The sequence below is a fragment of the Bradyrhizobium sp. LTSP885 genome, assembly GCF_000938305.1.
GTDB lineage: Bacteria > Pseudomonadota > Alphaproteobacteria > Rhizobiales > Xanthobacteraceae > Bradyrhizobium.
Window position 1 is genome coordinate 1 of the sequence record NZ_JYMT01000009.1, and the last position, 5,500, is coordinate 5,500.

Annotated in this window: 4 protein-coding genes; 2 read left to right on the forward strand and 2 right to left on the reverse strand. The window is 63.0% G+C overall.

Going from position 1 to position 5,500, the window contains the following annotated elements; genetic code table 11:
* Nucleotides 1-19 precede the first annotated feature (19 nt).
* Nucleotides 20-1,123 carry an IS4 family transposase gene (locus tag UP09_RS06345; protein ID WP_044535962.1) on the forward strand — a complete coding sequence of 368 codons (1,104 nt, stop codon included), beginning with the start codon at nt 20-22 and terminating at the stop codon, nt 1,121-1,123.
* Nucleotides 1,124-1,461: 338 nt separating this feature from the next.
* Here UP09_RS06345 and UP09_RS06350 read toward each other — a convergent pair whose 3' ends face one another.
* Nucleotides 1,462-2,940 (reverse strand): aldehyde dehydrogenase family protein, encoded by a 1,479-nt coding sequence (locus UP09_RS06350; protein WP_044537227.1) that lies wholly within the window; start codon nt 2,938-2,940, stop codon nt 1,462-1,464.
* A gap of 118 nt (nt 2,941-3,058) precedes the next feature.
* Between UP09_RS06350 and UP09_RS06355 the strand changes: the two genes are divergently transcribed.
* Complete coding sequence (locus UP09_RS06355; protein WP_044537226.1) at nt 3,059-4,144, forward strand: substrate-binding domain-containing protein; 1,086 nt, start codon at nt 3,059-3,061, stop codon at nt 4,142-4,144.
* Between the two features lie 233 nt (nt 4,145-4,377).
* On the opposite strand, the gene UP09_RS06360 is transcribed toward UP09_RS06355, so the two are convergent.
* A complete protein-coding gene (locus UP09_RS06360) occupies nt 4,378-5,481 on the reverse strand; it encodes an IS4 family transposase (RefSeq protein WP_044535962.1) in 1,104 nt (367 codons plus the stop codon).
* Between the last annotated feature and the right edge of the window lie 19 nt (nt 5,482-5,500).

Genomic DNA, 5,500 nt, shown 5'->3' on the forward strand with positions numbered 1-5,500 from the left:
CGTGTGATTCCAAGAAGAGATGAGAAACGAATCGCTTGTGAACGAAGACTGGGCGCGTGTTGTTTCGCGGCTGGGCGGAGCTGAGGCTCTGGAGGCTGGCGCGCGGGAGACGAAGGCGTTTGTTCGCCCGCGCGAGATCAGCAATGCAGTCGATCTGCTGCGGCTGATCCTTGCGTATTGCCTGGGCACGAGAGGTCTGCGGTTGACGGCGGCATGGGCGACTTCGGTGGGCCTTGTCGATATCTCCAACGTGGCTCTGTTATACCGGCTGCGTCAGTCCGGGGATTGGCTTGCACAGCTGATAGGCCGGGCACTTGCGAGCGGTGCGCCGAAGGCAAGCCGCGGTCGACTGATCCGCATCGTTGACGCCACGACGGTCCCAAAAGCTGGAACCGGCGGCAGGCAGAAGAATGCGGTGTGGCGCATCCACAGTGCGTTCGATCTTCCGCAAGAACGTTTTGGTCACTTCGAGCTGACCGACGAACGCGCGGGCGAGACGCTGGACCGGATCCCGCTGATTGCCGGCGAGATCCGTCTTGCCGACCGCGCCTATCTGCAGCCGGAGCGCATGGCGTATCTGGTCGAGGCCGGTGCGGACTTCGTGATCCGCTCGGGCTGGAAGAGCGCTTGTTGGCTGGATCGCAAAGGCAATCTGATCGATCTCGTCGCCGAACTGCGCAAGGCCGCGGCACGCGGCATCATCGACCGGCCGATCTGGGTAAAACGCAAGTCTGGTGGAGCACCGCTTGCTGTGCGTTTGGTTGCCGTCAAGAAACCTGCAGATGCGGCTCAGGCTGCACGGCGCAAGGCACGCAGGACGGCTCAGAAGGGAGGCCATCGTCTCTCCAGGCAAACGCTTGATGCTGCGGATTGGGTGATCCTGGTGACCTCGCTCAAGCCCGAGGACTTCACAACCGCTGATCTGCTTGCCCTTTACCGGCTGCGATGGCGGATCGAACTCGGCTTCAAGCGGCTGAAGAGCCTGATTGGCTTGAAAGGACCTCCAGGAACTGACGAGCGGTCTGCCAGACCCCATATCCTCGCTCACCTGCTGATCATTCTTCTGCTCGAGCCGCTTGTCGACGAACTCGAGGACTCTCCCCGCTTGGCCGAAGCCGCCTAACCAGACCTGCAGCATGGCGCCTGCTCCGTCAGCTCATCGCCTCCCTGCTCCAAGCCATCATTCCCCAGCCCACAATCGCGCGTCTGCGCAGAGCCAGCCTCGCTCTCCAACGACATCTGCGCGAGCCTCCCAGACGTAAGCGCCGCTATCAGGCCATGATCAAACTATCTTAGCGCCTATGGGCGAAGGCCGGGACCCATTACCACAGCGCTACATTGTGAAGTTCGCTGGGGCCACAGCATAGCGCAACACAAACATTCGTGGTTATGGGTCCCGGGTCAAGCCCGGGACGACAGCGGAGTGTGTTGCGCGGCCGTCAAACGCGGCGTTATGCGCCGTCAGACGTTGAGGTTCATCCACACCGCCTTGGGCTCCGTAAAATTGTCGATCGCGGCGGTGCCGTGCTCGCGGCCGAGGCCGGAATCGCGTTCGCCGCCCCACGGCAACCGCACATCGGTATAGCCATAGGTGTTGATCCACACCGTTCCGGCGCGCGCTTTCTTGGCAAAACGCTGCACGCGCCCGATGTCGGCGCTCCAGACGCCGGCCGCAAGGCTATAGGCGGTGCCATTGGCGATGCGCAGCGCATCGGCCTCGTCCTTGAACTTGATCACGCTGACAACGGGACCAAAGATCTCTTCCTGCGAGATGCGCATCTCGTGTTCGACATTGGCGAACACGGTGGGGCGGATGAAATAGCCGCGGTCGCCGACGCGCTCGCCGCCGGTCGCAAGCTGCGCACCTTCCTGTTTGCCGATCTCCACATAGTCGAGGATCGAGCGCATCTGCTTCTCGGAGATCACGGGCCCGAGTGCAGTGGCGCGGTCGGCGGGATCGCCGATGCGCAATGCCTCGGCGCGGGCGACCAGGCGTTCCACCACCTCGTCATAGGCCTTCTCCTGCACCAGCACGCGCGAGCCGGCCGAGCAGACCTGACCAGCATTGAAGAAGATGCCCGCGGCCGCGGCCTTCGAAGCAGCTTCGAGATTGGCATCGTCGAAGATCACGTTGGCGGACTTGCCGCCGAGCTCGAGCGACACCCGTTTGAAGTTGCCGGCAGCGCCCTTCATGATGCCGCGGCCGACGCCGGGCGAGCCCGTGAACGTCACCTTGTCGACATCGGGGTGATTGACCAGCGCATCGCCGACGACGCGGCCGGGGCCGGTCACGATGTTGAGCACGCCCTTTGGCAGGCCGGCCTCCAGCGCCAGTTCGGCGATCCGCAGCGCCGACAGTGAGGTCAGCTCGGCCGGCTTCATCACGACGGTGCAGCCGCAGGCGAGCGCAGGCGCGAGCTTCCACATGCCGATCATCAGCGGAAAATTCCACGGCACGATCGCGGCGACGACGCCGACCGGTTCACGGACGGTATAGGTCAGCGCGTCGTCGCGGGTCGAGACCACGTCGCCGCTGATCTTGTCGGCCCAGCCGGCGTAGTAGATCAGGGTGTCGATCGCGGCCGGAAAATCCTGACGCAGCACGCCTGAGATCGGCTTGCCGGCATCGAGGCTCTCGAGTGCTGCGATCTCGTCGGTGTGCTGCTTCAGGAGTTCAGCCCATCTCAAGAGGATGTGGCCGCGCTCGGCGGCGCGCATGGTGCGCCATGGCCCCTCGAAGGCGCGGCGGGCAGCGGCGACCGCGCGATCGACATCGGCCTCATTGCCTTCGGCAACGGTCGCGATCACCTGCTCGGTGGCGGGATTGAGGGATTTGAAGGTGCGGCCGGACAGCGAGCGGACTCGGGCGCCGTCGATCAGCAGCAGTTCGTCCCTGACGGTCGGCGCCTGGCGGGCGTCATGGTCATATGCAATCGACATCATATTTCCTCCTGGTGTTGTTACCCAACGTAGGAGGCATTCTCCGCCAGTAAATATGATATCTTGTGCCTATTGGTATACCAGGATATGAAGTGCACTTCATAATTGGCGAACCAAAATGCTGCAAATCGAGATCGAGACCGTCTGGCGTTTTCGGAAAGAGAACAGTCCGCAGACAACAGTCGTGATGCTCGGCATCCTCAACGAGATCAGAAAGACCGGGAAGATCACCAGCGCCGCCAGCGACGCGCATCTGTCCTATCGCCACGTCTGGAACCTGATCGAACAGTGGTCGGACTTCTTCGGTGTGCCGCTGGTCGAGACCCAGCGCGGCAAGGGCTCGAAACTGACGCCGTTCGGCGAGAAGCTGGTATGGGCAGGCCAGCGCATGCAGGCGCGGCTCGGCCTGCAGCTCGAAAATCTCGCCCAGGAGCTGGTCACCGAGATCAAGCCGTTCCTGGAGCAGCGGCCGTCGGTGATCCGCGTCCACGCCAGCCACGGCTTTGCGGTGTCGAAGCTGCGCGAGTTCCTCGATCGCGAGAGCGGCATGGGCGTCGATTTGCGCTATGTCAGCAACCAGAACTCGCTGGTGTCGCTGGCGCAGGGCGCCTGCGATCTCTCCGGCGTGCATCTGCCGCGGGGCGAATTGCGCGCGCAGGGCATCAAGGCCTGCGCGGAATGGCTCGATCCGCGCGAGGACCGGGTGATCAATTTCGTGACCCGCGAGATGGGCCTGATGGTCAAGCGCGGCAACCCGCTGAAGATCACCTCGCTGAACGACCTGGTCGAGCGCAAGGCCCGCTTCGTCAACCGCGACCACGATTCCGGCACGCGGCTGCTGTTCGACCAACTGCTGGCGCTGCACAAAATTCCCGAAAGCCGGATCAACGGCGCGCAGCAGATGGAATTCACCCACGCCGCGGTCGCGGCCTATGTTGCGAGCGGCATGGCCGATGCGAGCTTCGGCGTCGAGGCGGCGGCGCGGCAGTTCGGCCTCGACTTCATCCGGCTGCTCACCGAGGATTACTTCTTCGTCTGCAAGCGCGCATTCCTGGAGACCGAGCCGATGCAGCGCGTGCTCGATATCATGAAGAGCGCCGAATTTCACAAAGCCGTGGGCGCCCTGCCCGGCTATATCGCATCGAATACCGGCGCGGTCAGCGGCGTGAAGGATTTTCTCGACAAGATGCATTCCGACCGTTGATCGGGCGCGAGCAGCGGGTCAGCGTCATCACACCGTCGTCCCGGCCTTCGCCCATAGGCGCTAAGATAGTTTGATCATGGCCTGATAGCGGCGCTTACGTCTGGGAGGCTCGCGCAGATGTCGTTGGAGAGCGAGGCTGGCTCTGCGCAGACGCGCGATTGTGGGCTGGGGAATGATGGCTTGGAGCAGGGAGGCGATGAGCTGACGGAGCAGGCGCCATGCTGCAGGTCTGGTTAGGCGGCTTCGGCCAAGCGGGGAGAGTCCTCGAGTTCGTCGACAAGCGGCTCGAGCAGAAGAATGATCAGCAGGTGAGCGAGGATATGGGGTCTGGCAGACCGCTCGTCAGTTCCTGGAGGTCCTTTCAAGCCAATCAGGCTCTTCAGCCGCTTGAAGCCGAGTTCGATCCGCCATCGCAGCCGGTAAAGGGCAAGCAGATCAGCGGTTGTGAAGTCCTCGGGCTTGAGCGAGGTCACCAGGATCACCCAATCCGCAGCATCAAGCGTTTGCCTGGAGAGACGATGGCCTCCCTTCTGAGCCGTCCTGCGTGCCTTGCGCCGTGCAGCCTGAGCCGCATCTGCAGGTTTCTTGACGGCAACCAAACGCACAGCAAGCGGTGCTCCACCAGACTTGCGTTTTACCCAGATCGGCCGGTCGATGATGCCGCGTGCCGCGGCCTTGCGCAGTTCGGCGACGAGATCGATCAGATTGCCTTTGCGATCCAGCCAACAAGCGCTCTTCCAGCCCGAGCGGATCACGAAGTCCGCACCGGCCTCGACCAGATACGCCATGCGCTCCGGCTGCAGATAGGCGCGGTCGGCAAGACGGATCTCGCCGGCAATCAGCGGGATCCGGTCCAGCGTCTCGCCCGCGCGTTCGTCGGTCAGCTCGAAGTGACCAAAACGTTCTTGCGGAAGATCGAACGCACTGTGGATGCGCCACACCGCATTCTTCTGCCTGCCGCCGGTTCCAGCTTTTGGGACCGTCGTGGCGTCAACGATGCGGATCAGTCGACCGCGGCTTGCCTTCGGCGCACCGCTCGCAAGTGCCCGGCCTATCAGCTGTGCAAGCCAATCCCCGGACTGACGCAGCCGGTATAACAGAGCCACGTTGGAGATATCGACAAGGCCCACCGAAGTCGCCCATGCCGCCGTCAACCGCAGACCTCTCGTGCCCAGGCAATACGCAAGGATCAGCCGCAGCAGATCGACTGCATTGCTGATCTCGCGCGGGCGAACAAACGCCTTCGTCTCCCGCGCGCCAGCCTCCAGAGCCTCAGCTCCGCCCAGCCGCGAAACAACACGCGCCCAGTCTTCGTTCACAAGCGATTCGTTTCTCATCTCTTCTTGGAATCACACG